General features: G+C 60.9%; 28 protein-coding genes and 1 pseudogene. 25 read left to right on the top strand and 4 right to left on the bottom strand.

Annotated features, from left to right (window positions below; genetic code table 11):
* From B7Y64_RS16390 to B7Y64_RS16370, 5 genes and pseudogenes are all read left to right on the top strand, one after another.
* A pseudogene (locus tag B7Y64_RS16390) lies at nucleotides 1-540 on the top strand (hypothetical protein); the annotation flags it as partial.
* Entirely contained in the window at nucleotides 537-953 is a 417-nt protein-coding gene (locus B7Y64_RS16385; protein ID WP_291329408.1) for a flagellin, read from the top strand. The pseudogene B7Y64_RS16390 and the gene B7Y64_RS16385, both read left to right, overlap by 4 nt.
* Before the next feature lie 136 nt (nucleotides 954-1,089).
* Nucleotides 1,090-2,547 (top strand): flagellar filament capping protein FliD, encoded by a 1,458-nt coding sequence (gene fliD, locus B7Y64_RS16380; protein WP_291325140.1) that lies wholly within the window; start codon nucleotides 1,090-1,092, stop codon nucleotides 2,545-2,547.
* Between the two features lie 210 nt (nucleotides 2,548-2,757).
* Nucleotides 2,758-3,183 (top strand): flagellar export chaperone FliS, encoded by a 426-nt coding sequence (gene fliS / locus B7Y64_RS16375; protein WP_291325138.1) that lies wholly within the window; start codon nucleotides 2,758-2,760, stop codon nucleotides 3,181-3,183.
* 3 nt (nucleotides 3,184-3,186) lie between these two features.
* A complete protein-coding gene (locus tag B7Y64_RS16370) occupies nucleotides 3,187-3,486 on the top strand; it encodes a flagellar protein FliT (protein WP_024813974.1) in 300 nt (99 codons plus the stop codon).
* A gap of 284 nt (nucleotides 3,487-3,770) precedes the next feature.
* Here the strand turns inward: B7Y64_RS16370 and fliE are convergent, their stop codons facing one another.
* On the bottom strand, nucleotides 3,771-4,082 hold the full coding sequence (fliE, locus tag B7Y64_RS16365; RefSeq protein ID WP_291325136.1) for a flagellar hook-basal body complex protein FliE: 312 nt from the start codon (nucleotides 4,080-4,082) through the stop codon (nucleotides 3,771-3,773).
* 173 nt (nucleotides 4,083-4,255) lie between these two features.
* Here fliE and fliF point away from each other — a divergent pair, with 173 nt between their 5' ends.
* From fliF to fliR, 13 genes are all read left to right on the top strand, one after another.
* Nucleotides 4,256-5,941, top strand: coding sequence for a flagellar basal-body MS-ring/collar protein FliF (fliF, locus tag B7Y64_RS16360; protein WP_291325134.1), 1,686 nt, complete (start codon nucleotides 4,256-4,258; stop codon nucleotides 5,939-5,941).
* A gap of 27 nt (nucleotides 5,942-5,968) precedes the next feature.
* Nucleotides 5,969-6,964 carry a flagellar motor switch protein FliG gene (fliG, locus tag B7Y64_RS16355; RefSeq protein ID WP_291325132.1) on the top strand — a complete coding sequence of 332 codons (996 nt, stop codon included), beginning with the start codon at nucleotides 5,969-5,971 and terminating at the stop codon, nucleotides 6,962-6,964.
* Nucleotides 6,948-7,679: a flagellar assembly protein FliH gene (locus B7Y64_RS16350; RefSeq protein WP_291329406.1), complete on the top strand. Its 732-nt coding sequence runs from the start codon at nucleotides 6,948-6,950 to the stop codon at nucleotides 7,677-7,679. The genes fliG and B7Y64_RS16350 overlap by 17 nt, the downstream gene beginning before the upstream one ends.
* Nucleotides 7,669-9,063, top strand: coding sequence for a flagellar protein export ATPase FliI (fliI, locus tag B7Y64_RS16345; RefSeq protein ID WP_291325148.1), 1,395 nt, complete (start codon nucleotides 7,669-7,671; stop codon nucleotides 9,061-9,063). Before B7Y64_RS16350 ends, fliI begins: the two co-directional genes overlap by 11 nt.
* Before the next feature lie 20 nt (nucleotides 9,064-9,083).
* Nucleotides 9,084-9,548 (top strand): flagellar export protein FliJ, encoded by a 465-nt coding sequence (gene fliJ, locus B7Y64_RS16340; RefSeq protein ID WP_291325130.1) that lies wholly within the window; start codon nucleotides 9,084-9,086, stop codon nucleotides 9,546-9,548.
* 299 nt (nucleotides 9,549-9,847) lie between these two features.
* The gene (locus B7Y64_RS16335) at nucleotides 9,848-10,804 is read left to right on the top strand and encodes a flagellar hook-length control protein FliK (protein ID WP_291325128.1); all 957 of its coding nucleotides are present in this window, start codon (nucleotides 9,848-9,850) and stop codon (nucleotides 10,802-10,804) included.
* A gap of 217 nt (nucleotides 10,805-11,021) precedes the next feature.
* Nucleotides 11,022-11,591, top strand: coding sequence for a flagellar basal body-associated FliL family protein (locus tag B7Y64_RS16330; RefSeq protein WP_291325126.1), 570 nt, complete (start codon nucleotides 11,022-11,024; stop codon nucleotides 11,589-11,591).
* Between the two features lie 18 nt (nucleotides 11,592-11,609).
* A complete protein-coding gene (fliM, locus tag B7Y64_RS16325; RefSeq protein ID WP_024813982.1) occupies nucleotides 11,610-12,614 on the top strand; it encodes a flagellar motor switch protein FliM in 1,005 nt (334 codons plus the stop codon).
* Nucleotides 12,604-13,047 (top strand): flagellar motor switch protein FliN, encoded by a 444-nt coding sequence (gene fliN / locus B7Y64_RS16320; RefSeq protein ID WP_024813983.1) that lies wholly within the window; start codon nucleotides 12,604-12,606, stop codon nucleotides 13,045-13,047. The genes fliM and fliN overlap by 11 nt, the downstream gene beginning before the upstream one ends.
* A gap of 7 nt (nucleotides 13,048-13,054) precedes the next feature.
* Nucleotides 13,055-13,399 (top strand): flagellar biosynthetic protein FliO, encoded by a 345-nt coding sequence (locus tag B7Y64_RS16315; protein WP_291325124.1) that lies wholly within the window; start codon nucleotides 13,055-13,057, stop codon nucleotides 13,397-13,399.
* 79 nt (nucleotides 13,400-13,478) lie between these two features.
* Nucleotides 13,479-14,183, top strand: a complete 705-nt coding sequence (fliP, locus tag B7Y64_RS16310; protein ID WP_291325146.1) for a flagellar type III secretion system pore protein FliP — start codon at nucleotides 13,479-13,481, stop codon at nucleotides 14,181-14,183.
* Nucleotides 14,184-14,195: 12 nt separating this feature from the next.
* A complete protein-coding gene (gene fliQ, locus B7Y64_RS16305; RefSeq protein ID WP_291325123.1) occupies nucleotides 14,196-14,465 on the top strand; it encodes a flagellar biosynthesis protein FliQ in 270 nt (89 codons plus the stop codon).
* A 156-nt stretch (nucleotides 14,466-14,621) separates the two neighbouring features.
* Nucleotides 14,622-15,392 carry a flagellar biosynthetic protein FliR gene (gene fliR / locus B7Y64_RS16300; RefSeq protein ID WP_291325122.1) on the top strand — a complete coding sequence of 257 codons (771 nt, stop codon included), beginning with the start codon at nucleotides 14,622-14,624 and terminating at the stop codon, nucleotides 15,390-15,392.
* A gap of 9 nt (nucleotides 15,393-15,401) precedes the next feature.
* Here fliR and B7Y64_RS16295 read toward each other — a convergent pair whose 3' ends face one another.
* Together B7Y64_RS16295 and B7Y64_RS16290 are read right to left on the bottom strand one after the other, a co-directional pair.
* Nucleotides 15,402-16,031, bottom strand: coding sequence for a response regulator transcription factor (locus B7Y64_RS16295; protein WP_024813988.1), 630 nt, complete (start codon nucleotides 16,029-16,031; stop codon nucleotides 15,402-15,404).
* Entirely contained in the window at nucleotides 16,028-17,140 is a 1,113-nt protein-coding gene (locus B7Y64_RS16290; protein WP_291325121.1) for an ATP-binding protein, read from the bottom strand. Before B7Y64_RS16290 ends, B7Y64_RS16295 begins: the two co-directional genes overlap by 4 nt.
* A gap of 174 nt (nucleotides 17,141-17,314) precedes the next feature.
* Between B7Y64_RS16290 and B7Y64_RS16285 the strand changes: the two genes are divergently transcribed.
* From B7Y64_RS16285 to B7Y64_RS16255, 7 genes are all read left to right on the top strand, one after another.
* Nucleotides 17,315-17,761 carry a hypothetical protein gene (locus B7Y64_RS16285; RefSeq protein WP_291325144.1) on the top strand — a complete coding sequence of 149 codons (447 nt, stop codon included), beginning with the start codon at nucleotides 17,315-17,317 and terminating at the stop codon, nucleotides 17,759-17,761.
* A gap of 49 nt (nucleotides 17,762-17,810) precedes the next feature.
* Complete coding sequence (locus B7Y64_RS16280; protein ID WP_024813991.1) at nucleotides 17,811-18,173, top strand: response regulator; 363 nt, start codon at nucleotides 17,811-17,813, stop codon at nucleotides 18,171-18,173.
* Nucleotides 18,174-18,212: 39 nt separating this feature from the next.
* Nucleotides 18,213-20,342 (top strand): chemotaxis protein CheW, encoded by a 2,130-nt coding sequence (locus B7Y64_RS16275; protein WP_291325119.1) that lies wholly within the window; start codon nucleotides 18,213-18,215, stop codon nucleotides 20,340-20,342.
* Between the two features lie 54 nt (nucleotides 20,343-20,396).
* Nucleotides 20,397-20,885 (top strand): chemotaxis protein CheW, encoded by a 489-nt coding sequence (locus B7Y64_RS16270; RefSeq protein WP_024813993.1) that lies wholly within the window; start codon nucleotides 20,397-20,399, stop codon nucleotides 20,883-20,885.
* 85 nt (nucleotides 20,886-20,970) lie between these two features.
* Entirely contained in the window at nucleotides 20,971-21,882 is a 912-nt protein-coding gene (locus tag B7Y64_RS16265; protein ID WP_024813994.1) for a CheR family methyltransferase, read from the top strand.
* 84 nt (nucleotides 21,883-21,966) lie between these two features.
* A complete protein-coding gene (gene cheD / locus B7Y64_RS16260; protein WP_051463464.1) occupies nucleotides 21,967-22,674 on the top strand; it encodes a chemoreceptor glutamine deamidase CheD in 708 nt (235 codons plus the stop codon).
* Nucleotides 22,675-22,689: 15 nt separating this feature from the next.
* Entirely contained in the window at nucleotides 22,690-23,787 is a 1,098-nt protein-coding gene (locus tag B7Y64_RS16255) for a chemotaxis response regulator protein-glutamate methylesterase (RefSeq protein ID WP_291325118.1), read from the top strand.
* Nucleotides 23,788-23,840: 53 nt separating this feature from the next.
* Here B7Y64_RS16255 and B7Y64_RS16250 read toward each other — a convergent pair whose 3' ends face one another.
* Complete coding sequence (locus B7Y64_RS16250; protein WP_024813997.1) at nucleotides 23,841-25,739, bottom strand: ATP-binding cassette domain-containing protein; 1,899 nt, start codon at nucleotides 25,737-25,739, stop codon at nucleotides 23,841-23,843.
* Between the last annotated feature and the right edge of the window lie 544 nt (nucleotides 25,740-26,283).

Below are 26,283 nucleotides of genomic sequence, written 5' to 3'. Positions count from 1 at the left end.
AACTTCACCAGTCAGGCATTTCAGGTGGGAGCCAATGCAGGGCAAACCATCACGATCGACAAGATTTCAAGTGCACGCACCGGCACGCTGGGGCAAGAATACAAAGCGTCCGTAACCGCTGGTGCCCTGGACGGAACCACGAATGTGAACCTGTCGGCCATCAATATCAACGGCAAGGCGATCGGGTCGGCAACTTCGGTTGCGGCCGACGCCAAAACCATGGTCAATGCGATCAATGCGGCCGGCATTGCAGGTGTGCGTGCAGAAATCACCGGGCCTACGACTGTGGCTGCTGCGGCCATGACACCAGCGGCTTTGACCGGCACCATTACCATCAATGGTGTGACGACAGCTTCCATCACCACGACGCTTGATGCTGCAACCAGCCGTGCCAATGTGCTCAAGGGAATCAACGATATTTCGGCTGCCACAGGGGTTACTGCTACAGACGACGGCACGGGCATCAAGCTGACGGCTGCAGACGGTCGGCCGCGACTGGCGTGGCTGCAGCGGGTACGGCAGAGTCGGGCTACAAGGTGACCTACTCTGGTGTGGAGGGTGGTGAGTTGGACATTGCAGGCACCATAGCCAATTCGGGGCTGACAGTAGCCACTAACACCGTTGCACTGGCAGGAACGGCCATTGCAAACGTTGATATTTCGGATGTGGCTGGTGCCAATACGGCATTGGCGTCGATTGACGCGGCGCTGACGGCCATCAATTCGTCCCGCGCTGCGCTGGGTGCCATCCAGAACCGCTTTAGTTCGACCATTGATAACCTGCAGACAAACAGTGAAAACCTGAGCGCTTCGCGCAGTCGCATCATGGATGCCGATTTTGCGCAGGAAACCGCCAACTTGAGCCGCGCACAGATTCTGCAGCAGGCGGGCACCGCCATGGTGGCGCAGGCCAACCAGTTGCCACAAAACGTGCTCAAGCTGTTGCAGGGCTGAGCGCGCAGCGCAGAGCGATTCAAGTTCCGTGTGCCTTTGCCGATAAAGTGTAGGGACTGCGTTCGGTTAGAGCTGCGCGACCTACAGGCTGCGCAGCGTCAAAACCGGTTCTGCGTGACCGCAACAGGAGATCGACATGGGCATTTCATCCCCCGGCATAGGCAGTGGCCTGGATGTGCAGGGCATCGTTGCCAAAATGGTAGCGCTTGAAAGACAGCCGCTGCAGCAATTGCAGGTCAGGGCGTCTGGGCTGAGCGCACGATTGTCGGCCTATGGCCAGCTGAAATCGCAAATTGCCAACCTGCAGGACCAAGCCACCAAACTGGCCACCCCCTCCAGCTGGGACACTATGGCGGTGAGTTCCAGCAACTCAGGTGCCGTGGTGGGCACCGCCACCTCGGCTGCAGCGCCCACAGCGTTCAGCATGGAGGTCAACCAGCTCGCCCGCGCCCAGTCGGCAGGGTCTGCGGTTTTGGGCTCCGGGGCAGCGGTGGGAACGGGCTCGCTCAAGATTCAGTTGGGCGCCTGGAGCAAGGGCGACTTCACCCCTGATGTGACCGACGGCTCGGCAACGTTTGCGCCGGGGGCCGCCCCTGAGGTTTCGATCGACATCACAGCTGCCGACGATACGCTGGCCAAAGTGGCCGCCAAAATCAATGCCGCCAATGCGGGCGTCAATGCCACCGTGCTGCGCGACGCGGCCGGCGAGCGTTTGCTGGTGCGCTCTAGCGCCACCGGTGAAGAGTCGGGGTTTCGCATCCAGGCGATGGACGATGACGGCAACAATGCCGACGGCGCCGGGCTTTCGCGCCTGGCCTTCGATCCGGAGAACGGCAGCAATGGCTTATCACTGACGCAGTCCGCGCGCGACACGTTGGCCACGATCAACGGGGTGGAGGTGAAATCAAAGAACACTACCTTCACCGACGCCATTGACGGGCTGACACTCACCGTCGCCCAGGTGACTACTTCGCCAGTCGAGATCGGAGTCAAGCGCGACACGGCTGGGGGGCGCGCCAACATCACGGCATTTGTGGAGTCATACAACGCCCTTAACAACGCGCTGGCGGCGATGACGCGCTATAACCCGGCCGACAAGTCTGCTGGCACGCTGCAAGGTGACTCGACGGCGGTGGGCCTGCAGTCTGCGCTGCGCCAGCTTGTGGGCGGAATGGGCGCACCCGGCGGTGAGTTTGGCAGGTTGTCTGACATCGGCGTGCAGTTTCAGTCCGACGGTACCTTGAAAGTCGACGCAACCAAACTCGACGCTGCCATGGCCAAACCCGATGCGCTCAAGTCGTTTTTTTCCGCCGATGAAGCGGGCACGTCATCGGACGGAATGGCGACCCGCATCAAGGACTTTGCGGCCGGGATGCTGGGCGCGGACGGCCTGTTTGCCACCAAGACCAAATCCATCCAGAGCGCAGTCAAGCGCAATACCGACGACCAGCAGCGGGTGGCGGACCGCGCCAGTCGGCGCGAGGAGCAACTGCTGGCGCAGTATGGTCGGCTAGATGCCAACCTGGGCAGTCTGAGTGCGCTCAACAGCTATGTAGCCCAGCAGGTGACCCAGTGGAACAATAGCAAGGATTGATTTGGGTAATTTGGCGCCCTGGCGTCGACGGGATTCGCCCGAACGGACTAAGGGGCAGGGCATCTGAGACTTTTAGCTAATCATGCAAAAAGTTTTTTTTCAGGCTAGGCGTACCGTCTCTCGTGTTTCTGAAGTGCTATGAAATTTGCTTGAGTTTTCCCAGCAATTGCCGATATGAATAACAACAAGTAGCACATGAAGGAGCCGTTGATGTACACCCCCGTCAGTTCTCGCGCAGCCTCGGCCTATCGGCAAGTGGGCGTTCAGTCCGGCGTGGATGGCGCTTCGCCGCACACGCTGATCAAGATGCTGTTTGATGGCCTCATCCAGTCGCTTAACGCCGCGCGCGGCGCGTTGCAGCGCGGCGATATTGCCGAAAAAGGCCGCCAGATCGGCAAGGCCGTGCGCATTCTGGAAGAAGGCCTCAAGGGCGGCCTCAACCCCGCGCAGGGCGGCGAAATTGCCAGCAACCTGGCCGCGTTGTACGACTACTGTGTTAGCCGCCTTACCCTGGCCAACATGCGCAATGACCTTGCGCTGGTGGAAGAGGTGGTGAGCCTGATTACTCCCGTGGCGCAAAGCTGGAGCGAAATCGGCCCCAACAACGGCGCAGCCGCCCAGGGCGCGGGAGCCTGAACCATGTCACACATGCTGATTGACTACTACAAAGCCATCGAAGACAGCAGCGCCAAGATGCTGCAAGCCGCCCAAAGCAAGGACTGGGACGGTGTGGTGCGCTACGAGGGCACCTGCGCGGTGCTGATCGAGCAGTTGCGCTTCAAGGCGCAAGAGCACGAGCTGCTGCCCGAACACAAGCGCGAAAAGACGCGCATCATGCAGCGCATCTTGCGCAACGACGCCCAGATCCGCTGCCTGGCCGAGCCCTGGTTGGCGCAGGTGGAGCACATGTTCGAAGGCCAGCCGCAGATGGTGCATTAAGGTGCGACCGGGTGCTGAGGTTGGTTTTTGAGCGAAATGTGCCTCCAGCCCTTTTGTGATAAGCGCAAACAGCTATCAAAATAATAGCTCTCCCGTGCGAAGGCCGCAATGTATTCCCGGGGCACGAAAAAAGCCACTCTGGATCAGGGTGGCTTTTCTTTGATCAAAATTCGACTGTAGCGCTTATCAGACAGGCGCTGATAGCTATGAAAAACGGAGTGGCTGGATGGTCGCCACCGCGGGTGGCGTGACCAGCAGGGACCAGATGAGCGGCTCGCGGCCGCTCAGACCTGCATGTTCATGATGTCGGTATAGGCCTGCACCATGCGGTTGCGCACATGCAGCGTGGCCTGAAAGCCGATTTGCGCTTTCTGGATGGCCACCATGGTCTGCTCCAGGCTGACAGACGGGTTTTCCATCTGCACTTCGTGCTGCAGGCCGGTGGCGTGGTTCTGGGCGGCGCTGACCGATTGCAGTGCGCCTTTGAGTGCCCCGGAAAACCCGACGTAGTTGCCTTCGTTTTGCGGCGCTGCAGCACGGCGCGCCAGGCCGGCACCCGACAGGGGGGCGGTAGAGCTTGGTATGCGGAGGTCCATGGCGGTGTGGTGCGGGAAGGGGGGATGTCGCAATACTAGGGCCTGGGGCGCCGGCCATCCGGGGGAAATGATGGTCAAATGCGCGGCTTATCCAGCGAACATCCGGGTGATGCGCCCGAATAATCGAACCAACGCCAGGACCGTTTGATCGGCCCGCCCTACTGGAAAGCGAAATGTCTGCAGTTGCTGAAATCCCCGTCACTCCCCCCGCAAGCTCTGGCTGGCTGCAGCGCCTGTCGGCGCTCGACCGGGCGCAGCGCATGCGGCTGGGTGTGGGGGTGGCGCTGCTGGTGGCGGTGGCCATTGCGGCCATTGTGCTGGGCCGCCAGCCCGACTACCGGGTGCTGTTTGCCAACCTGAATGACAAGGACGGCGGCGCCATCGTGGCCCAGCTGTCGCAGATGAACGTGCCCTACAAGCACGCCGATGGCGGCGGCGCCATTTTGATTCCGGCCGACCGCGTGCACGACGTGCGCCTGCGCCTGGCCACCCAGGGGCTGCCCAAGGGGTCGGTGGCGGGTTTCGAGCTGATGGAGTCGAGCAAGTTCGGCATGACGCAGTTCCAGGAGCGGCTGAACTTTCAGCGCGGGCTGGAGGGGGAGCTCACCCGTTCCATCCAGGCGCTGTCGTCGGTGCAGGGGGCGCGAGTGCACCTGGCGCTGCCCAACCAGAACGGGTTTTTCCGCGAGCAGCAAAAGCCTTCGGCCTCGGTGCTGGTGAGTCTGCACCCGGGTCGCGTGCTCGATCGGGCGCAACTGGCGGGCATCGTGCATCTGGTGGCATCGAGCGTGCCCGAGCTGGCGCCCTCGGCCGTGAGCGTGCTCGACGACACGGGCAAGCTGCTGTCGCAGTCGCCCGACACCGCGTCGGGCTCGGGCGTGGATGCGCAGCAGCTTTTGTATGTGCAGCAGATCGAGCAGCAATATGCGCGCCGCATCATGGACATCCTGGAGCCCGTGGTGGGGCGCAACAACGTCAAGGCGCAGGTGTCTGCCGAGGTGGACTTCAGTCAGACCGAATCCACATCCGAGCAGCACCGCCCCAACCTGGCCGCCGATGCCAGCGCCATCCGCAGCCAGCAGGTGGTGGAAAGCAATGGCCCCCAGGGCGCTGCGCTGCCCACCGGCGTGCCCGGTGCGGCCTCGAACCAGCCGCCGGCGCCTTCTGCCGCGCCCATCAACGGCGCCAACCCGCCCCTGGCGGCCGCCAACGGCCAGCAGCAGGGCGCATTGGGCGCAGGGGGGCGGCGCGAGTCGGTTATCAATTACGAGGTGGACAAGACCGTCCGCGTGACGCGGGGCGGCAGCGGTGCCGTCAAGCGCCTGAGCGCCGCGGTGGTGGTGAACTACCAGTCGGCCGAAGACAAGGGCAAGACCGTGGCCAAGGCGCTGACGCCCGAGCAGCTCGAACAAATGACGGCGCTGGTGCGCGAAACCATTGGCTTCAACAAGGAGCGCGGGGATTCGGTCAACCTGATGAACACGCCGTTCCAGGTGGATGTGGCGCCGGTCAACGATGTGCCGCTGTGGAAGCAGCCCGAAGTGGTGGACCTGGCCAAGACGTTCGCCTGGCCGGTCGGGGCGGTGCTGTTTGCCGCCCTGGTCTTGCTGGGGCTGGTGCGCCCGGCCCTCAAGGGGGGCGCGCGGCCCCGGGCCATTCCGATGGCGGGTGGCACGCTGGACGCCCTGGAGGCCGAGCAGCCCGAGCGGCCCGCCTTGCCGGCACCTGCCAAGAAAAACGAGCTGTTGCCCTTGTCGCCCGAGCAGCTGCGCCTGGAAGATGCGCGCGTGCTGGCCAAGGAGAACCCCATGGCCGTGGCCAATATTCTGAAAACCTGGGTGAACGGCGAACCCGTCTGATCCCGGAACTGAACGGACAACTTATCTATGGATGAGCAGGGCCTCAACGACGCCGCCATCATGCTGATGTCCCTCGGCGAGGAGGAGGCGGCCGAAGTGTTCAAGCACTTCTCGCCCAAAGAGGTGCAAAAGCTGGGCGAGACCATTGCGCGCATGCGTTCAGTGTCGCGCGACAAGGTGGACATGGTCATCAACCGGTTTTCGGATGCCGCAGCGGCGCAAAGCCTGCTGGTGTCCGACACCAGCAACTATGTGCGCGCGGTGCTCAAGCGGGCGCTCGGCGATGACAAGGCCGGGCTGCTGATCGACCGCATTTTGCAGGGCGGCGATGTCTCGGGCATCGAAAGCCTGAAGTGGATGGACCCCCTGTCGGTGGCAGAACTGCTGCGCAACGAGCATCCCCAGATCGTGGCGGCCATTCTGGTGCACCTGGATTCCGACCAGGCCGCTGCCGTGTTGATGAATTTCACGGACCGACAGCGCAGTGAAGTGCTGCTGCGCGTGGCCACCCTCGAAGGCATACAGCCGACCGCGCTGAAAGACCTGAACGAGGTGCTGTTCAAGGTGCTGGCGGGGGGCGACAAGATCCGCAAGAGCTCGCTGGGCGGCGTCAAGGCGGCGGCCGAGATCATCAACATGCTGGCCGGCAACATGGACAGCGTGGTGCTCGAATCCATTCGCGGATACGACCCCGATCTGGCCCAGAAGATCATGGACAAGATGTTCGTGTTCGAGGATGTGCTCAAGCTCGATGACAAGGCCATCCAGACGGTGCTGCGCGAAGTGGCGTCGGAGACGCTGATCGTGGCCCTCAAGGGCGCGGTGCCCGAGTTGCGCGAGAAATTCCTGTCCAACATGTCCACCCGCGCGGCAGATGCCCTGCGCGAAGACCTGGAGTCGCGCGGCCCCATGCGCCTGTCGGAAGTGGAAGCCCAGCAAAAGGAAATCCTCAAGACAGTGCGCCGCCTCTCGGACGAGGGGCAGATTGTGATCGGCGGTGGCGGTGATGATGCCTTCGTCTAACCAGCGGGCGTATTCCCGCTTCATCCCCAGCGAAGAGGTGGGGGATGTCACCCACTGGAAGTTCGGCGCGGTGGATGGCTCTGACCTGGCAGAGCCCGCACCCGAATCCGAGGCCGCGCCAGAGCTGCCGCCCGCGCTCACTGAAGCGCAGCAGCAGGCCCTGGTGCAGCAGGCCTGCGACGAAGCCTACGCCAAGGGTGTGGCCCAGGGCGAGGCGCAGGCCGCGCTGGAGTGGCAGCGTCGCATGGACGACTATGTGGCGAACCAGGGGCAAGAAGCGGCCGAGAGGCTCAATGCCGTGGTCCAGTCGCTGCAGGCATCGCTGGCCGACATGCAGCAGCACATGGCGCAAGACATGCTGCACCTGGCCTGTGACATTGCCCGCCAGGTGCTGCGCCACGAACTGTCGGTCAATCCCAACGCGGTGCAGCCCGTGGTGCGCGAAGCCGTGGGCATGCTGCTGACCGAGGGGCGCCCGGCGCTGGTGCGCCTGAATCCTGCCGACCTGGAAACGCTGGCAGCGCCTTTGCGCGAAGAGTTTGATGGTGCCGCCGTGCAGTGGATGGCAGACGCCGCAGTGCCAGCCGGGGGCTGCCTGGTGGAGTCGGCCGGTACAGTGGTGGACGGCAGCCTGGACAAGCGCTGGCAGCGCGCTGTGGCGGCGCTGGGGCTCGAATCGGCGTGGCAGGACGGTGGTGATGGCGATGACCACTGACACCCGTTCTGCCTGGGCCGATTTCATGGAAGACGCCCGGGAACGCGTGCAGGCCCCAGTTCCGCTGGAAACGCGGGGCACGCTCACCCGCCTGACGGGTTTGGTGCTGGAGGCCGCGGGCATTCGGGTGCCGGTGGGTTCGCAGTGCATGGTGCAGATGCCGGGCCACACACCCATCCTGGCCGAGGTGGTGGGGTTTTCTGCCGACCGGGCTTTCTTGATGCCCGCTGGGGACATCCACGGCCTGTCCAGCGGGGCCAGCGTGGTGCCTGCGGCGCCTTACATTCCCATGCCCCGTCTGGGCGAGCCCCCGCGCCCGGTGCACCGCGCTGGCGTGCTGCGGCTGCCGATGGGCGACGGATTGCTCGGACGCGTGGTGGATTCGCAGGGTTTGCCGCTGGACCACGGCGGCCCGGTGCAGAACGTGGTCTCCGAGCCCATGGACCGCCGACAGATCAATGCCATGGACCGTGACCCGGTGCGTGAGCCCCTGGACACCGGCGTGCGCGCCATCAATGCGCTGCTGACCGTGGGGCGGGGGCAGCGGCTGGGTTTGTTTGCGGGTTCGGGCGTGGGCAAAAGTGTGTTGCTGGGCATGATGGCCCGCTACACCCAGGCCGATGTGATCGTGGTGGGGCTGATTGGCGAGCGCGGGCGCGAGGTCAAGGAATTTGTCGAAGACATTCTGGGCGCGGATGGCCGCGCACGCTCGGTGGTGGTGGCGGCGCCGGCCGATGCGCCGCCGCTCTTGCGCATGCAGGGGGCGGCCTATGCCACGGCCGTGGCAGAGCATTTTCGCGACAAGGGCAAGCATGTGCTGCTGCTCATGGATTCGCTCACCCGCTATGCCATGGCCCAGCGGGAGATCGCGCTGGCCATTGGCGAGCCACCGGCCACCAAGGGCTATCCACCGTCGTGTTTTGCCAAGCTGCCTGCACTGGTGGAGCGCAGCGGCAACGGGCTGCATGGCGTGGGCTCCATCACCGCGTTTTACACCGTGCTGTCGGAGGGCGATGACCAGCAAGACCCTATTGCCGATGCGGCGCGGGCCATTCTGGACGGGCACATCGTGCTGTCGCGGGCGCTGGCCGAAACCGGGCATTTCCCGGCCATCGATATCGAGCAGTCTGCCTCGCGGGTGATGCACAACGTGGTTTCTCGAGAGCATTTTGACCTGGCAAGGCGTTTTCGCGCGGTGTATTCGCGCTACCAGAAAAGCCGGGATCTGGTGCAGGTGGGCGCGTACATGAGCGGCTCCGACCCGGCCCTGGATGAAGCAATCCGCCTGCAACCCCAGATGGCCGCCTTCCTGCAGCAGGACATGTTTGATGCTGCCGCTATGGAGCAAAGCCTCCACGCCATGGCGGCAGTGCTGGGCCGCTGACGCACGGGAGTACAACAGACATGTCAAACCTCAACGCACTGACGGTTGCCGTGGATGTGGCCTTGCGCAAGCGCGATGAGGCCCGGCGGCTGTTGCAGGACGCCCAGGGCGCGCAGCAAGCCGCGCAAGACCAGCTGGCCCAGTTGCAGGGCTACGCCCGGGAAACAGAAGGGCGCTGGGGAATGCGTGTGGACGCCGCAGTGCAGCCCGAGGTGATGTTCCATCATTACCAGTTCATGGACCGCCTGGGCCACGCCATGGGCCTGCAGACGGGTGTTGTGGGTGACCACGCCAGCCGGGTGCAAGACGCCACCCGCACGTTGCTGGAGGCCGAGCTGCGCCTGGCCAGCCTGCGCAAGGTGGTGGAAAAGCGCCAGCAGGACCACGAGCGCCAGCAGATGCGCCGCGAACAAAAGCAAACCGATGAGCGCGCCTCGATGCAGGTGCGCAATGCGATCAATGGCCCGCCGGGGCAGGAGTATTGACAATGGAATCAACACGCATCTCTGGTCCACAGGGTAGTCAGGGCGCCCAGGGCACCCAGTCCGCGCGCGGAAAATCCCAGGCGCAGCAAGCGGGTGGCCCCGTGGATCCGTCGGCACAGGGGGGGTTTCTGGCTTTGTTGGCGTCTTTGGATGGCACGCTTGCAGGTGATGGGCCATCATCGGACAGCTCAGCGGCCCTTTCGCCTGTCAACGCGGACTCTGCATCACTGGCTGCCTGGCAAGGCCTTCTGGCGCCTGGCGCGCATCCGGGAACTGCGGTGGCGGCTGGCGGTGGGGCCATGTCCGGGTTGGCCGGGACCGATTGGCATGCGGCAGCCGATGGGCTGGTGGCGCAGACGGCGATGCTGGATGGCGCGGCAGAGGCCGCTGGCGCGAAGCCGCCCAATGGACCTGCGGTGGGTTATGGCCGCATGTTCTCGCGCCACCACAATGCGCTGTCTCAAGGAAGGGGCGAGGTGTCTGGCTTGGTCGCTGCCGCCACGGCTGCCGCCAACGGGGCAGATAAGAAGCAGGCCCTGGTGACGGCTTTCTCCGCAACGCAGGGCGCGCAGGCGGGGGTGGATGCGCGGGTGGTGGGCGGGCCACTGGCCGAGGCCGGATCGCGTGGCGGGAGCGATTTGCTGGGAGGCCTGGGCGGTGCGGCAGGAGCCCCAGCCCTGGATCTCTTTGCTGAAAGCCGGTTGTCCCAGCGCGGAGGCAGCGCCACCAGTGGTGACGCCGGTGGACGCCCGTCCGCAGACGCGGCGTGGGGTAGCTCGGGCGCTGTGCAGGCGGGCCCGGAGACGGCAGGCGTAGAGGGTGCCGCAGTATTTTCGGATCCCACGCAGGTGGGGTCCGAAGAGCAGATTGCAGACCAGGTCGCCTACTGGGTGAACCAGAAAACGCAGAATGCAGAAATGACGCTGGACCGCGATGGACAGGCGGTGCAGGTGACCGTGTCACTCTCGGGCAGTGAGGCCCATGTGACGTTTCGCAGCGACCAGGCGCAGACCCGTGAGTTGCTGGATTCGAGCATGGCCCAGTTGCGGGATTTGCTGCACAACGAGGGCCTCGTGTTGGCCGGCACGACGGTGGGCACAACGGCGCGGGATGGCGCTTCGCCGAACGATTCCGGACAGCGCCAGGGCCGGGGCGGTGAGCGGCGTGCGCAAGTGGTGGCGTCCGTGCCGTCCGCAGCGGTAACGGCGCGACACAACGGCGGCGCATCTGACCGTGCGGTGGACATCTTTGTGTGATGTCCTGGCTCCGAGGCGCTGAGATTGCGGACGGGCGCAAGGATTTTTAACGCCCGCTCCCGCAGCGTTTGCGGGCTGAGGTGGTGGAATGCCGTGGTTTTGGGCTTTTATTCTGGCTATTATTGGTCGGCCCTTCGCCCAATAATGGGTTTCCAGTTGATCTTGCGTTCCTTCGGGCGCGGGCGCTGTCTGCTTTCTACCCCAAGGAATTTTCAACGTGTCTGCCACTCCTCCCGCCGCCGCACCGGTCAAGGCCAAAAGCAAGAAGCTGATCGTGATCGGCGCAGTGCTTGTCTTGCTGGTCATTGTGGGCGCTGGCGCCGCATGGTTCCTTGCCAGCCGGTCGCAGGCTGCCGAGGATGAAGAAGGTGCCGAACCAGTGCGCAAGGAGGCGGTCAAGGTGGTGCCCACTTTCCTGCCCATGGAAAACATGGTGGTCAATCTTGCCGACCCGGGTGGCGACCGTTTTGCGCAAATCGGTATCACGCTCGAAGTTTCGGATGCCAAGACGGCCGACCAGATCAAGCAGTACCTGCCCAGTATCCGCAGCGGAATTCTCATGCTCACCTCGCAGCGCACCTCGGAAGAGCTCTTGCAGCGCGAGGGCAAGGAAAAACTGGCCGCCGATATCCTGCGAGAGGTCTCCCGTCCGCTGGGTTATTCGGTGTCGTCGTCCAAGCCCCGTCGCGAGGTGCAGGACGATGATTCTGAAGAGTCCGCTGCGCGTCGCAAGGTTGATAAGAACCCTGTACAGCGGGTGTTGTTTTCCAGTTTCATCATCCAGTGAGCTGGCAAGGATTTCCCCATGAGTGATTCGTTTCTATCCCAGGAAGAGGTAGATGCCCTTCTGGAAGGGGTCACCGGAGAGAGTCAGAAATCGGTAGAGGAGGTCGCCGAGGCGGGGGCCGTCCGCAACTACGACATCTCCAGCCAGGAGCGTATTGTTCGTGGCCGCATGCCGACGATGGAAATCGTCAACGAGCGGTTTGCGCGCAACTTCCGCATCGGGTTGTTCAACTTCATCCGCCGCAGCCCCGAGATATCCGTGGGCACCGTTTCGGTGCAGCGCTACAGCGCTTTTCTGCGCGAGCTGGCGGTTCCCACCAACTTCAACATTGTGGCTATTCGGCCGTTGCGAGGCAGTGGGCTGATCGTGTGTGAACCCTCGCTGGTGTTCGGCATCATCGACACGCTGTATGGTGGTGTGGGCAAGTTTCAAACCCGGATCGAGGGGCGTGATTTTTCCCCCACCGAGCAGCGCGTGATCAACCGGCTGGTGGATGTCATCTGCACCGAATACAAGAAGGCGTGGCACGGTATCTATCCGCTGGAACTGGAATACCAGCGATCGGAAATGCAGCCCCAGTTCGCGAACATCGCGACGCCCAGCGAAATTGTGGTGTCCACGGCCTTTCAGCTGGAAATTGGCGACCTGTCTGGCGCCATCCACATCTGCATGCCCTATGCGACCCTGGAGCCGATCCGGGATGTGCTGTATTCATCCACGCAGGGTGACTCGATCGAGGTGGATCGCCGCTGGGTGCGGGTTCTGACCCGCGAAATCCAGGCGGCCGAAGTCACCTTGGTGGCGGAGCTGGCGCGGGCGGACGCCACCGTGGAACAACTGCTGGCCATGAAGCCCGGCGATTTCATCGAGCTGGACAGGGAACCCCGTATTCGGGCCTCCATTGGGGGAGTGCCTATTTTTGAGTGCCAGTATGGCACCCACAATTCCAAATATGCGATTCGCATTGAAGAATGCCTGCGCAATGCGGATATGAGCTGGCTTGGAGAAAAAGATGTCCACTGAAGACAACAACGACGGTAAAGACAACAGTGCGGACGATCCGTTTGCTGGTTGGGCCGAGGCGCTGGAAGAGCAAAAGCGCACCGATGACAAGCCCGGTGATGCGGAGCAGGGTGGTCCGTTGTCGGGCGAACCGGTTCGCCCGTTCTCTGGCGCAGGGGACGGAACGGTCAATGACATCAACATGGTGCTCGACATTCCCGTGCAGCTGTCTGTGGAGCTGGGGCGCACCAAGGTGCCCATCAAGTACATCCTGCAGCTGGCCCAGGGATCGGTGGTCGAGCTCGATGCGCTGGCGGGTGAGCCTATGGATGTGCTGGTCAACGGCTATCTGATTGCACAGGGTGAGGTGGTGGTGGTCAACGACAAGTTCGGTATTCGTCTCACCGATGTGGTGACGCCATCGGAGCGCCTGCGGCGGGTCAGCCGTGGATAGTGCTGGCATGACCCAGACGCTTGTCATTGTGGTGCTGTTTGTGGCTGCCATGGCGGCGTTGCCGTGGCTGGTGCGGCGCGTGCAGTTGCGCCAGGCGGCAGGTGTTGCCCCTGGGGGCGCTTCGTCTCGCGTGCTCTCGGCCGTGGCGGTTGGGCCACAGCAGCGCGTGGTGACCGTGGAGGTGGGGCCGGAAGGGGCCCGTGCGTGTCTGGTGTTGGGGGTGACGACCCAGAGCATCACCTGTCTGCATGTCATCGGATCCCCTGCCCACCAGCAGGGAGCTCCTGCGGCCTCGTTTGCCGGTGCAATGGCGCTGGCCGCACAACCCCCCGAAAAGGCCTCCCATGTCTGAATTGGCCGGTGGATGCCGCAACAGGGCTTGGGGTGCATCGCGCCCGGTGGTATGGCTGGTGGGGTTTTGCGCGCTGACCATGGTTCATGTGCCGGCCATCGCTCAAAGTGGCGGTTCGTTGCCCCTGCTCGTCGGATCGGGCAACGCGGGAACCAGCTTTTCCGTACCTATACAGACATTGCTGTTCTTCACGGCGCTGTCATTCTTGCCGGCGGTGCTTTTGATGATGACGGGATTCACCCGCATCGTCATTGTGTTGTCGCTGTTGCGCCAGGCCCTGGGCACGCAGTCTGCTCCGCCCAATCAGGTCATCATCGGCTTGTCGTTGTTTCTCACGTTCTTTGTCATGGGGCCCACGCTGGACCGCGTCTACAAGGACGCCTATGTGCCGTACACCACCAACGCCATCAGTTTTGAGGCGGCGCTGGAAAAGGCAGAGGCCCCGATGCGGGAGTTCATGCTCAAGCAGACCCGCCAGTCCGACTTTGCGCTGTTTTCTCGCCTTGCGCGGCTGGACGCATCGGTCACGGCCGAAACGGCGCCCCTGCGCGTGCTGGTGCCGGCGTTTGTGACGAGCGAGCTCAAGTCGGCATTCCAGATCGGGTTCATGATTTTCATTCCCTTCCTGGTCATTGACATGGTGGTGTCCAGCATCCTGATGTCCTTGGGCATGATGATGCTGTCGCCGGTGCTGGTGGCGTTGCCATTCAAGCTCATGCTGTTTGTCCTGGCAGATGGCTGGAATTTGCTGATTGGCTCACTGGCCGCCAGTTTTGTGACCTGAGGAAGCCGTGTTATGACCTCTCAGCTGGTTTTGACCATGGGGCGCGAGGCGCTTACCCTGCTATTGATGATCGCCATGCCCGTGCTGAGCGTTGTGATGGCGGTTGGCTTGCTGGTCAGTATCTTTCAGGCGGTGACGCAGATCCAAGAGGCAACCCTGGCCTTTGTTCCCAAGCTCATTGCTGCCATGGTGGTCTTTGCGGTGGCTGGTCCGTGGATGATCAGTACGCTGGTGGATTACATCCGCCGGACCATTGAATCGATTCCGTCGGTGATCGGGTGATTTGGCCTAAGGTGCGCGGAAGGTGAGCATGTTGCGTCAACTGACGGGTGATGTGGTCATGTATCCGGGCTGCGCGGCTGGCGAGAGCTCTCCAGAACGTGCGAAAAGCACCTTTCACGGGGTTTCAGTGCGTCAGTCCTCCCCGGTGGGGTTTTCGTGATCACTTTCACCGAGGCACAGCTGGTTGCCTGGATTTCACCCATTCTTTGGCCGTTTTTGCGTGTGCTGGCCGTTTTTACGGTGGCCCCCGTGTTTTCCATGCGTGCCATTCCCATGCGGGTCAAGGTGGGGCTGGCTTTTCTGGTCGCACTGTGCGCGCAGGCGGTTTTGACGGACCAGCCGGTGATCAGTGTGAACGGGCGCGAGGCCTTGGGGGCCGTTGCTCAGCAGGTGGTGGTGGGCCTGGCCATTGGATTCGCAGTGCGGCTGGTTTTTTCGGCCGTGGAGCTGGCGGGCGAAATCATCGGTCTGCAAATGGGCCTGAATTTCGCTTCGTTCTTCGACCCGGCGAGCAACGCGCAGGTCAGCGCTGTCGCGCGATTTTTCGGAAACATGGCGACCTTGCTCTTTGTGGTCATCAACGGGCACCTGATGGTGCTGATGGCCGTAGTCAAGAGTTTTGACAGCTTTCCCGCCGACGGAAATTTTCTGCAGGCACTGGGGCAGATGCGCTTGCACGAACTGGGAGCATCGCTGTTCTCCAGCGCCTTGTGGATTGCGCTGCCAATGATCGCGCTGCTGACCTTTGTCAACCTGACCTTGGGCATCATTTCCCGCGTGGCCCCGCAGATGAATATCTACGCGGTGGGTTTTCCTGTGACGCTGACAGTCGGCTTGCTCGGCATTGCCGCCACATTGCCCATGCTGGAGCAGCCAGTGCTGACCCTGATGCAACAGGTCATGGATCTTTTTGCGGCTCAGCGCTAGCCAAAGGCGTCAAACCAGTTCGTTGCGGATGGCGTAGACCGTCAGTTCAGCATTGTTGGTGAGCTTGAGCTTTTCAAGAACGCGGGAGCGGTATACGCTGACGGTCTTGGGACTGAGCATCAATTCTTCAGCGATATCCGAAAGCTTGCGTCCCGAGGCAATCTTGACCAGCGTCTGCAGTTCCCGCTCGGAGAGCGCTGCATGGGGCACTTCGGGCGCTGGTTGTGCGAGGCTTTCCGCCAGCATTTGGGCGACTTCGGGGGTGAGGTATTTGCGCCCCTGCATCACGGTGCGCACGGCCGCAATGAGCTCGACGGGGTCACTTGCCTTGTTGGCATAACCCTGTGCGCCGGCACGCAGACAGCGCAGCGCATACTGGTCTTCCGGATACATCGAAACCACCAGCACCTTGATGGCGGAGTGGGTTTCGCGCACGCTGGCCAGCACTTCGAGGCCGCTGCGCCCCGGCATGTTCAAGTCCAGCAGCAGTACATCGCATGGGGCGGCACGCAGCACTTCGCGCAATTCCGAGTAACCACCCGCCTCGCCGGTGACAAGGATGTCTGGCGCCTCTGCCAGCGTATCGCGTATGCCGCGGCGCAAGACAGCATGGTCATCGCACAACACAACATGAATCACTGTGAGGCTCCTTCGTCTGGTGCATTGTGGCGCGATGCAAGGGGAACGGAAAGAATCACGCTGGTGCCTTTTCCGGGGTGGCTGCTGATGTCCAGCCAGCCGTTCACGGTGCGTGCGCGCTCCTGCAGCCCCTTCAGCCCAAAAGCCTTGGGTTTTTCGCGCATGGCGGGTTCAATTCCGCACCCGTCGTCGGCGACCTCCAGTGTCAATACGCCTTCGCTGTCTGCAAGTTCGATGTGAACGGACTGGGCCGCAGCATATTTTGCAACGTTGGTCAGTGCTTCCTGAGCGGTGCGATAGGCTACCAACTGAACTTCGGCAGGAATGTCCACGGCCCCGCTGCTTGTGCGGACCACGGTTGTGACGCCGGTGCGGCGCTCGAAACTGCTGGCCAACCACTGAACGGCGGCGACCAGGCCCTGATCAAGGATGGGTGGGCGCAAGTTCATCATGATGCGCTGGCTGGCGCCAATGGCATGCTGGAGCATGTCAGCTGCGGCCGTGGCGTGCTCCTGCATCGCGCGATCCTGGGCGTGGCGCCCGATCCAGGCAAGATCAAACCGGACAGCCGTGAGGGCTCCCCCGATATCGTCGTGGATCTCCCGGGCGATTGCTGCACGCTCTTGCTCAATGGAGGTTTGAAGGTGCTCGGTCAGGTCTGCCAGGCGTCTTTGGGAGGCGGCCAGTTCGGCCACCGCCTGTTCGCGCGTTATTCTCGCCTCGTGCACCTCCAACGCCCGGGATATGACATGGGGCAGGCGAGCCATGTCATCCTTGGAAAGATAATCCGCAATTCCCAGCCGCATGGCGTCAACTGCTGCGGCCTCCCCGATGGCCCCGGAGAGCAGGACAAAAGGCGGATGTTGATGCAATTGCGCAACATGCTGCCACGCATCAAGCGCCGTAAAACCTGCCAAACGGTAGTCCGCCAGAATGATGTCGAACGAATGGTGTGCCGTCAGGGTCTGAAAGGCCTCTAGCGTGTCGACGTGCTGAACCGTGCATGCCATCCCCGAGCGTCGCAAGGCAGCTTTGGCAAGCCCGTGGTCGGCGAGAGAATCCTCAAGATGAAGGATTTTTAGGTGATGGTCTTGTATTGCTTTGACCATAGGAGCGCTATCATAGGATACATATTGGAACAAATAGTGTTATCTCGTGGGGCATGTGCGGCGCGAGGTGCCAGATGGGCAGCACCTTGTAAGGTGTAAGTCTGGTGCTTGGCAATCGATTCCGCAGGGCCCATTTTTTCGCGTGCTTTGCAATATTTGCCGGGATGGAAAACGATGCAATCTACGCTCACACCCTCCGGAGGCCCCGGAGTACAGGTCCCCGTCATGGTGGCAGCGGAACTGCAGGATTCGTTGCTGGTGGTCATGCATGATTTGCATCGGCTTGAGGGGCTGTTGAACCACGCCACCGACAACTTGCTGGAGCGTTTTGACGAAGCCAATGCAGCGTTGTCCGATGCGGTGGTGAAGGATGCGCCAGAGTTGGTGGCTGCACGAGCAGCATTGCGCAAAGCCGTGACCGAGTTGCAGTTTCAGGACATGGCTTCTCAGTTGATCTGGCATACCACCAAGGTGCTCCAGGGCTGCGCCTTTCGGCTTGCATCTGAAGCCATGGGGCACGAAGAGGGTGAAGAGGTGGCTCCATTTGCTGAAATGGCCCCTGATCGCCCCAATCCCGTGACCCAGAGCGAGATGGATGCGGGTTCTGTGGATCTGTTTTGATGCTCGCATCACTGGTTAACCTATATACACAAGTCAGTTGGAGCCTTACATGCAATCGATCCTTGCCGTAGATGATTCACCTTCCATGCGAAAGATGGTGTCTTTTACCCTCACGGGCGCGGGCTACCATGTGGTGGAAGCCGTGGATGGGCAGGATGCCCTGGAAAAAGCAGAAGCTCACGACATCCACCTCGTACTGGCGGACCAGAACATGCCCCGGCTCGACGGCATTGGTCTCACGCGCAAGCTGCGCGAGCACCCCAAATTCAAGACTATTCCCATCCTGATTCTGACCACTGAATCCAGTGACCAGATGAAACAGGCAGGCCGTGCCGCAGGTGCCACGGGATGGCTGGTAAAACCTTTCGATCCGAACCGATTGATTGAAGTAATTCAGAAAGTTATCCGCTGATCCGCACGGACCGGGATAAGCAAGACAACAGGAGCCTCCATGGCGGAAACCTATCAAGAAGGATCGGGATCTGGCGCAGATTTTGATCTGAGCCAGTTCTATCAAATCTTTTTCGAAGAAGCAGGTGAAAACCTCGACCAGATGGAGCATATGCTGCTGAATCTGGACCTGGTCAATGCCAACGACGAAGAGCTCAACGGCATTTTTCGGTGCGCGCACTCCATCAAGGGCGGCGCCGCCACGTTCGGGTTTGCCGATGTGGCGGAATTGACGCACCAGATGGAGTCTCTGCTGGACCGCTTGCGGCGGCACGAACTTCAGCCCATTCCGCAAATGGTGGACGTATTGCTCGAATCGGCAGACGCCTCGCGCAGTCTGTTGGCGCGCCACCAAGCGGGAGAGCAGGGCGAGGCGGTCTCTACCACCGAGCTTGTGCACCGCATTAGCGAGTTGGCCGCAGGCCGGGTTCCAGCGGGGGATGTGCCTGCACCCGTGGTGCCGGCAGTGGTTCCTGCGGTCGCCGTTGTAGCGCCGCCGCCCGTTCTGGCGCCAGCACCGGCTGTGCTGTCCGGTCAGCCGCGCCAGCTCCATATCCAGATAGGCCCGCTGGAACGACCAGCGCAGGCAGATGCCATCAAGGAGCTCTTCCGAGACATCCCGGGTCTGGGTTCTATCAGCGATTTGCCCGTTATCGAGCCCGCCACGCGCCGATTTGCCGTTGAAACCACATCAACCAACGATGATCTGCTGGATCTCTTTGCGTTTCATGTTGCCAAGGAGCAGGTGGCCATCAGCGACGCAGCGACGTCAGGTGCCATAACAGTCGAGCAGGCGGCGCCAGCCGGCACCGCAGCAGAAGTGCCCTATGGTTTCTTTCATGATGCGCCTGGCGCGCCCGCCGAGACCGCCCCCGCGCTGGTGGCTGCGCCGCCCGTAACCGCAGGCGTCAAGCCAGCGGTTGCCAAGACGGCGGCAGAGCCCAAGGCGCAGAGTCAGGCCCAGATGGAATCGACGACGATCCGGGTGGCTGTGAACAAGGTGGATCAGCTGATCAACCTGGTGGGTGAGCTGGTAATCACCCAGGCCATGCTTGCGCAAAACAGCCGAGGCCTTGATGCGGGCGCCTACCAGCAGTTGCTGGCGGGGCTGGCGGATCTTGATCGCAACACCCGTGATCTTCAGGAATCGGTCATGTCGATTCGCATGATTCCCATGTCGATCGTGTTCAGCCGTTTTCCACGCATGCTGCGTGATCTGGCGAACAAACTCGGGAAGAAGGTGGATTTTGTGACGCTGGGTGAGGCCACCGAACTCGACAAGGGTCTGGTTGAAAAAATCACCGACCCGTTGACTCACCTGGTGCGAAACAGTTGCGATCACGGCATCGAAATGCCTGCCGATCGTCTGGCAAAAGGCAAACCGGAGCACGGCACCATTACGCTATCAGCCTCTCACCAGGGCGGCTCGATCGTGATCGAGGTGCGAGATGACGGCAAAGGGCTGTCGCGCGAAAAGATACTGAGCAAAGCGCAGGAGCGCGGCCTCGATGTGTCCGAGCACATGAGTGACGCCGATGTCTGGCAGCTTATCTTTGCACCGGGATTTTCCACCGCCGATGAGGTTACGGACGTGTCCGGCCGTGGTGTGGGAATGGACGTTGTCAAGCGAAACATTGCGGCGCTCAACGGCTCGGTCGAGATCGATTCGGCAGAAGGCTACGGGATGAGGGTGTCCGTGCGCCTGCCCCTGACGTTGGCCATCATGGATGGCATGTCCGTGGGCGTCAGCGACGAGGTCTACATTCTTCCGTTGTCGTCGGTGGTCGAGTCGTTCCAGGTCAATCCCGAAGATGTCAGCACAGTGGCGCAAGGGTCGCAGTTGGTCAAGGTGCGGGACGAATACATGCCCGTGATTGCCCTGGAAAAGATTTTCCAGGTACCTCGCTTCGACGCCAGCAAGTCCAGCAACATCATGGTGGTAGTGGAAGCAGACGGTAGCCGTGTCGCCCTGCTGGTGGATGAGTTGCTGGGTCAGCACCAAGTGGTAGTCAAGAACCTCGAATCCAACTATCGCAAAGTTCCCAATGTGTCGGGGGCCACGATTTTGGGCGACGGCACCGTGGCCCTTATTCTGGATACGGGTGGGCTGGTGCGACGGGCACGCCACTAGATTCTTGCGCCTGCGCCGGTTGTTGCAGGCGCTGTCTTGAAAGGAAGAATCACCATGAGTGTGATGGAAAAATCAGAAGAAACCACTGCGTCCAGTGCCCGGGAGTATCTGACGTTCAGGCTCGACCAGGAAGAGTACGGCATCGACATCCTGAAGGTTCAGGAAATTCGGGGTTACGAGCCTCCCACCCGCATTGCCAATGCACCAGAGTTCATCAAAGGCGTGGTCAATTTGCGGGGAACGATCGTGCCCATCGTGGACATGCGCATCAAGTTCAACTGCACCCAGGCCGACTACAACACCTTTACGGTGGTGATCATTCTGAATCTGCGTCAGCGTGTGGTCGGGATTGTGGTGGACTCGGTCAGCGATGTCATGGAACTGGCCTCGGGCAGTGTTCGCGCCGCCCCCGATATTGAAAGCGCCATCGACAACAGTTGTATCTTGGGTCTGGGCTCGGTAGGCGAGCGCATGCTCATCCTGCTGGACATTGAGAAATTGATGTCCAGTGTGGACATGGGTTTGGTGACTACGGACGAGTAGCACGATTGGGCCATTCAAATGTTGGCCCAGGGAAACACAGGCCGGTGAGTTTTTTCACTGGCCCTATGGAGCGAACAGGAAACACATGTCCTCGACTGCCACCGCTTCAACTGCGGCGCGAACGCGCACTCTTTCCGGCAGGGCGGATACTGCCGTTGCTGCAACGGCGTCCTCCGGCCCCCTTTCGCAAGGGCGTGAATTTGTCTGGACAACGGCCGATTTCGCGCGGGTCCAGGGGCTCATTTACCAGCGCGCTGGCATCAGTTTGCACGATGGCAAGCACGCAATGGTTTACAGCCGACTCTCGCGTCGTCTCAGGGAGACGGGGCATACGAGCTTTAACGAGTATCTGAGCTGGCTGGAAAAGCATGACGGTCCCGAGTGGCAAGAGTTCGTGAATGCCTTGACCACCAATTTGACGGCATTTTTCCGTGAACAGCACCATTTTGAAATTTTTGCTGCGCATCTGAAGAGCAAGCCTTCTGGCACGCCGTGGCGGGTTTGGTGCAATGCAGCATCCACCGGGGAAGAGCCCTATTCCATTGTCATGACTGCGCTGGAAGCGCTGGGCCCGAATGCGCCTTTCAAGCTGACGGCCAGTGATATCGACTCGCGCGTACTGGCGACTGCGTCACAAGGTGTTTATCGGGTGGACAACGTCAAAGGGCTCAGCCCCGAGCGCCTTCGGCATTTTTTCCTGCGTGGAAAGGCCGGCAATGAAGGCATGGTTCGCGCCAAACCCGAGATGCGTAAGGCAATCGAGTTCATCAGCGTGAACCTGATCCGCGACGACTGGCCTTTCCGGGAGCCTTTTGATGTGGTTTTTTGTCGCAATGTCATGATTTATTTTGACGCCCCGACCCAGCGGAAGGTGCTGGAGCGAATCCATCGGGTGCTCAAGCCGGGCGGAATGTTGTTCGTTGGCCATGCCGAAAATTTCAGCGAATCACGGGATCTCTTTACCCTGCGTGGAAAAACGGTGTACGAACGGCGTTGACAGCCTCACTGATGCCACGCAGTTTCCACGACCAACCTATGATCCGGCGCCATTTGGCCACTGGTCTTTCAGGGAGCCATTCCCATGGCATTTGACACCACAGAGCGGCGGCGTGCGCCGCGCATTGCCCCCTTGAGCGCAGACGTTTACTCCACTGGCACTGCGGTTGCGAAAGAGTCGTCGCTGCAGGGGTTGAAAGCCCAGGCGCGCAAACCTGGTGAGGCATCGTTTTTTTACGCCGACCATCATTTCCAGCACAACGCTGTGAAGGTGTTGCCGGGTGAATACTTTGTGTCGGACGAGAACATGATCATCATGACGGTGCTGGGGTCATGCATTGCGGCTTGCCTGTGGGACAGCAGAGCCCGCATTGGTGGAATGAACCATTTCATGCTTCCAGACGGGGATATGGCAGATGCCTCGGGCCGCTATGGGTCTTACGCCATGGAGTTGCTGATCAACGAGATGCTCAAGCTCGGCGCCCGGCGTGAGACGATGCAAGCCAAGATTTTTGGCGGAGCCCAGGTCATGCACAACTTCACCACGATGAATGTGGGAGAGCGCAACACCAATTTCGTGCTGAACTATCTTCAGACGGAACGTATTCCCATCATGTCTGAGGACGTGCTGGATATCTATCCACGCAAAGTGGTTTTTTTCCCCGTAACCGGCAAAGCCATGGTCAAGCGGCTGGCCCATACCCATCCCGAAACACTTGTGGCTCAGGAGGTTCGCGGCAATGCGGCGATCGTTGCCAAGACCACATCTGGTGGTTCGGTGGATCTGTTTTGAGGAAGGTGTGAGGGAATGAGCAAGAAAATTCGAGTGGTGGTGGTGGATGATTCGGCGCTGGTGCGCAGCTTGCTCGCGGAAATCATCAACCGACAGAGGGACATGGAGTGCGTTGGCACGGCGAACGATCCACTGGTCGCACGCGAAATGATTCGCGAACTGAACCCCGATGTGATCACCTTGGACGTTGAGATGCCGCGCATGGACGGCATTGATTTTCTTGGCCGATTGATGCGCTTGCGACCTATGCCGGTGGTGATGATTTCCACCCTGACAGAGCGCGGTGCAGAGGTCACCATGAAAGCGCTGGAGTTGGGTGCCGTGGATTTTGTGGCCAAGCCGCGCGTGGGGCTGGCGAGCGGAATCAATGAGCTCGCCTCCCTGATCGTAGACAAGATCCGGGTGGCCGCGGTGGCCCAGGTGCGCCGTTCTGCGCCGCGTGAGGTGGCTGCGTCCGCTTCGTCCGGTGGGGTTGCTCATCCTGCACCAGCAACGGCGTTGCTGGGCCGGTTGTCGACAGAAAAGCTGATTTGCATCGGTGCATCGACCGGCGGCACGGAGGCAATTCGCGAAGTGCTGGTGCAGATGCCGGCAGACTCGCCAGCGATTGTGATCACCCAGCACATGCCGCCCGGCTTTACCACCAGTTTTGCGGCGCGGCTCAATGGCTTGTGTCAGATCACGGTCAAGGAAGCGGTCAATGGTGAGCGCATCCTTCCGGGGCATGCCTATATTGCCCCCGGTGGCACCCAGTTTCATGTGGCGCGCAGTGGCGCCAATTATGTGGCGGTGGTGGACGATGGCGCACCAGTCAATCGTCACAAGCCATCAGTGGAGGTGCTCTTCAAATCTGCGGCTGCCGTGGTGGGCCGCAATGCATTCGGCATCATGCTCACGGGCATGGGCAACGATGGAGCGGCTGCGATGAAGGAGATGAAGGACGCAGGCAGCTACAACTATGTGCAGGATGAAGCGAGTTGCATCGTGTTTGGCATGCCGCGCGAGGCCATTGCCCACGGTGCGGCAGATGAGGTGCTTCCGTTGAACCAGATTGCCACCGCCTTGATCACGCGGTTGCGCGGAGCCACCGACCGCCTGCACCACCGCATCTGAGATGCTGGCCGCAAAGCGCTGGGAGCGCTTTGCGGTCTGTAAAAATCAGCATGTCAGGTGGAAAGCGCTGACCAGCGTTCGAGCGCTGCCATCAGTTGCTCCTCAATTTCTCCTTCGCGCGCGTGGAGGGTAGCTGCCCTGGCGGCGTCCTGGCTGTACACCTTGCCGTCGGCCAGCTCATCCTGCAAGGTTTTTTGCTCGGCCTCCAGATCGGCGATGCGTTGGGGCAATTGATCCAGTTCTCGTTGCTCTTTGTAGCTAAGTTTCTTTTTTGATAGCTGCTCAGGCTTATCTGATAGGCGCTCAGCCGTTGTTTCGCTCAAATTTTGTGCCGCGCGCTCCTTCGGCGTGGGCGCAGCCGCCGTCAGGGCCCGGCTTCGCTTGGATTGGATCAGCCAATCCTGCACACCGCCCTCGTATTCACGCCAGTTGCCATCGCCTTCGAAAGCGATGGTGCTGGTTACCACGTTGTCCAGGAAGGTGCGGTCGTGGCTTACAAGAAATACGGTGCCTTCATACGATTCCAGCAGATCTTCCAGCAAGTCCAGCGTGTCGATGTCCAGGTCATTGGTCGGCTCGTCGAGCACCAGCACATTGGCGGGGCGCGCAAACAGCCGCGCCAGCAATAGTCGGTTGCGCTCACCGCCGGACAGGGACCTCACAGGTGAATGTGCACGTGCCGGGGAAAACAGGAAATCGCTCAGGTAACTTTTGACATGCTTGCGCTGTCCGCCAATCTCGATCCACTCGCTGCCGGGGCTGATGAAGTCCTCTAGGGTGGCATCCAGGTTGATCGCGTGTCGCATCTGGTCAAAATACGCCACCTGCAAGTTGGCACCCTGGCGGATCTGGCCTTCGTCAGGCTGAAGTTCACCCAGGATGAGCTTCAGCAAGGTGGTTTTTCCCGCACCGTTCGGACCAATCAGCCCGACCTTGTCACCGCGCAGGATCGTGGCACTGAATTTTCGAACAATGGTCTTGTCGCCAAATGCCTTGCTAACCCCGGTCAGCTCGGCAACGATTTTTCCCTGGTAGCCGTTTTGCGAACCCGTAGCGACATCCATCTTGACGCTGCCCACAACATCTCGCCGCGCCTCGCGACGAGCGCGTAGATGCTCAAGCCGGCTGATTCGGCTTTGGCTGCGGGTACGCCGCGCTTCCACGCCCCTGCGAATCCACACCTCTTCCTGCGCCAGCAGTTTGTCTGCCTTGGCTGAAATTACGGCTTCTTGCGCAAGCTGGTCTTCCTTCTGCACAAGGTACTGAGCGAAGTTACCGGGATACGAGCGCAGCTGTCCTCGGTCCAGCTCCACAATCCGGGTTGCGACCCGGTCCAGGAACGCCCGGTCATGGGTAATCGTGACAACGCTGCCCGGAAAGTCGAGCAGCAAGTCCTCCAGCCATTCAATAGAGTCAAGATCCAGATGATTGGTGGGCTCGTCCAGCAGCAGCACATCCGGCCGTGTGACCAACGCCTGGGCGAGCGCAACGCGCTTCTTTGTGCCGCCGGAGAGCGTCCCTACGATCGCATCCGGATCCAGGTGCAGGCGTTGCAGCGTCTCTTCGACGCGCTGCTCCCAGTTCCATGCGTCGTACGCTTCAATCACGGACTGCAGCGCGTCGAGATCAAGTCCATCTGCTCCTGACAGGTATTGGTCCCTCACGGCAATCACATGTTGCAAGCCTTCAGAAACCGCCTTGAAAATGGTGACTTGCTGATCAAGGGTCGGCTCCTGAGCTACGTAGGCGATACGAACCCCCTGCTGGACGTGCAGGTTGCCATCGTCTGGCTTGGCCAATCCCCCCAGAATTTTGAGCAAAGAAGATTTGCCTGCTCCGTTGCGCCCGATCAGGCCAACGCGCTCCGCGGTTTCAAGGGAAAAGCCGGCGTGATCCAGCAGTGCGACATGCCCAAATGCGAGTTGGGCGTCCAGTAAGGTGATAAGTGACATGGTGGCGCTGATTATCAGGGGAGCGACAATTGACGGTTGGTGTTGGGCGGGGGCGGGTCATGCCGTGCAGTGCATTTCGCTTGCGAAGCGTCGTGACGGGAATCAGTATTCCGCTGACTTGCAAAGAATCGACGACCTGCTTCAGGTGTCAACTTTTCCATGCTATAGTCATAGGCTTCGCTGTTCAGAGGCGTCCCTGTTGGGTTGGTCTGGGTGGTGGAGAAGAAGGTTTGCAAAGAGGTGTGATTTTGGGTTTGATTGGGTAAAAACCCGGTATATAATTCAAGGCTGCGCTGAGAGTAGCGGGTTGCTGGAGACGGTGGCTGGTGAAGAAAGTGCAAAGACCTTCAGGTTGACAGGGTATTAGAAAGCCTGTTATAATTTAAGGCTTAGCTGATCGCAGCTAAGTCAGAAAATCAAAGTAGCTCAGGCTGTTTTGGTATCCGGTTCATTAAAAATATACAGCCGATAAGCGTGGGCGTTTGATGGCGAGTGCCAAGTTCTTTGGAACTAGTGCTTAGCACTACAAACGCTCATGAGAGAG

Source organism: Acidovorax sp. 35-64-16, from assembly GCF_002281195.1.
Lineage (GTDB): Bacteria > Pseudomonadota > Gammaproteobacteria > Burkholderiales > Burkholderiaceae_C > Acidovorax > Acidovorax defluvii.
Note: the sequence above shows the minus strand (reverse complement) of the source record. Positions and strands in the feature narration are given on the sequence as shown.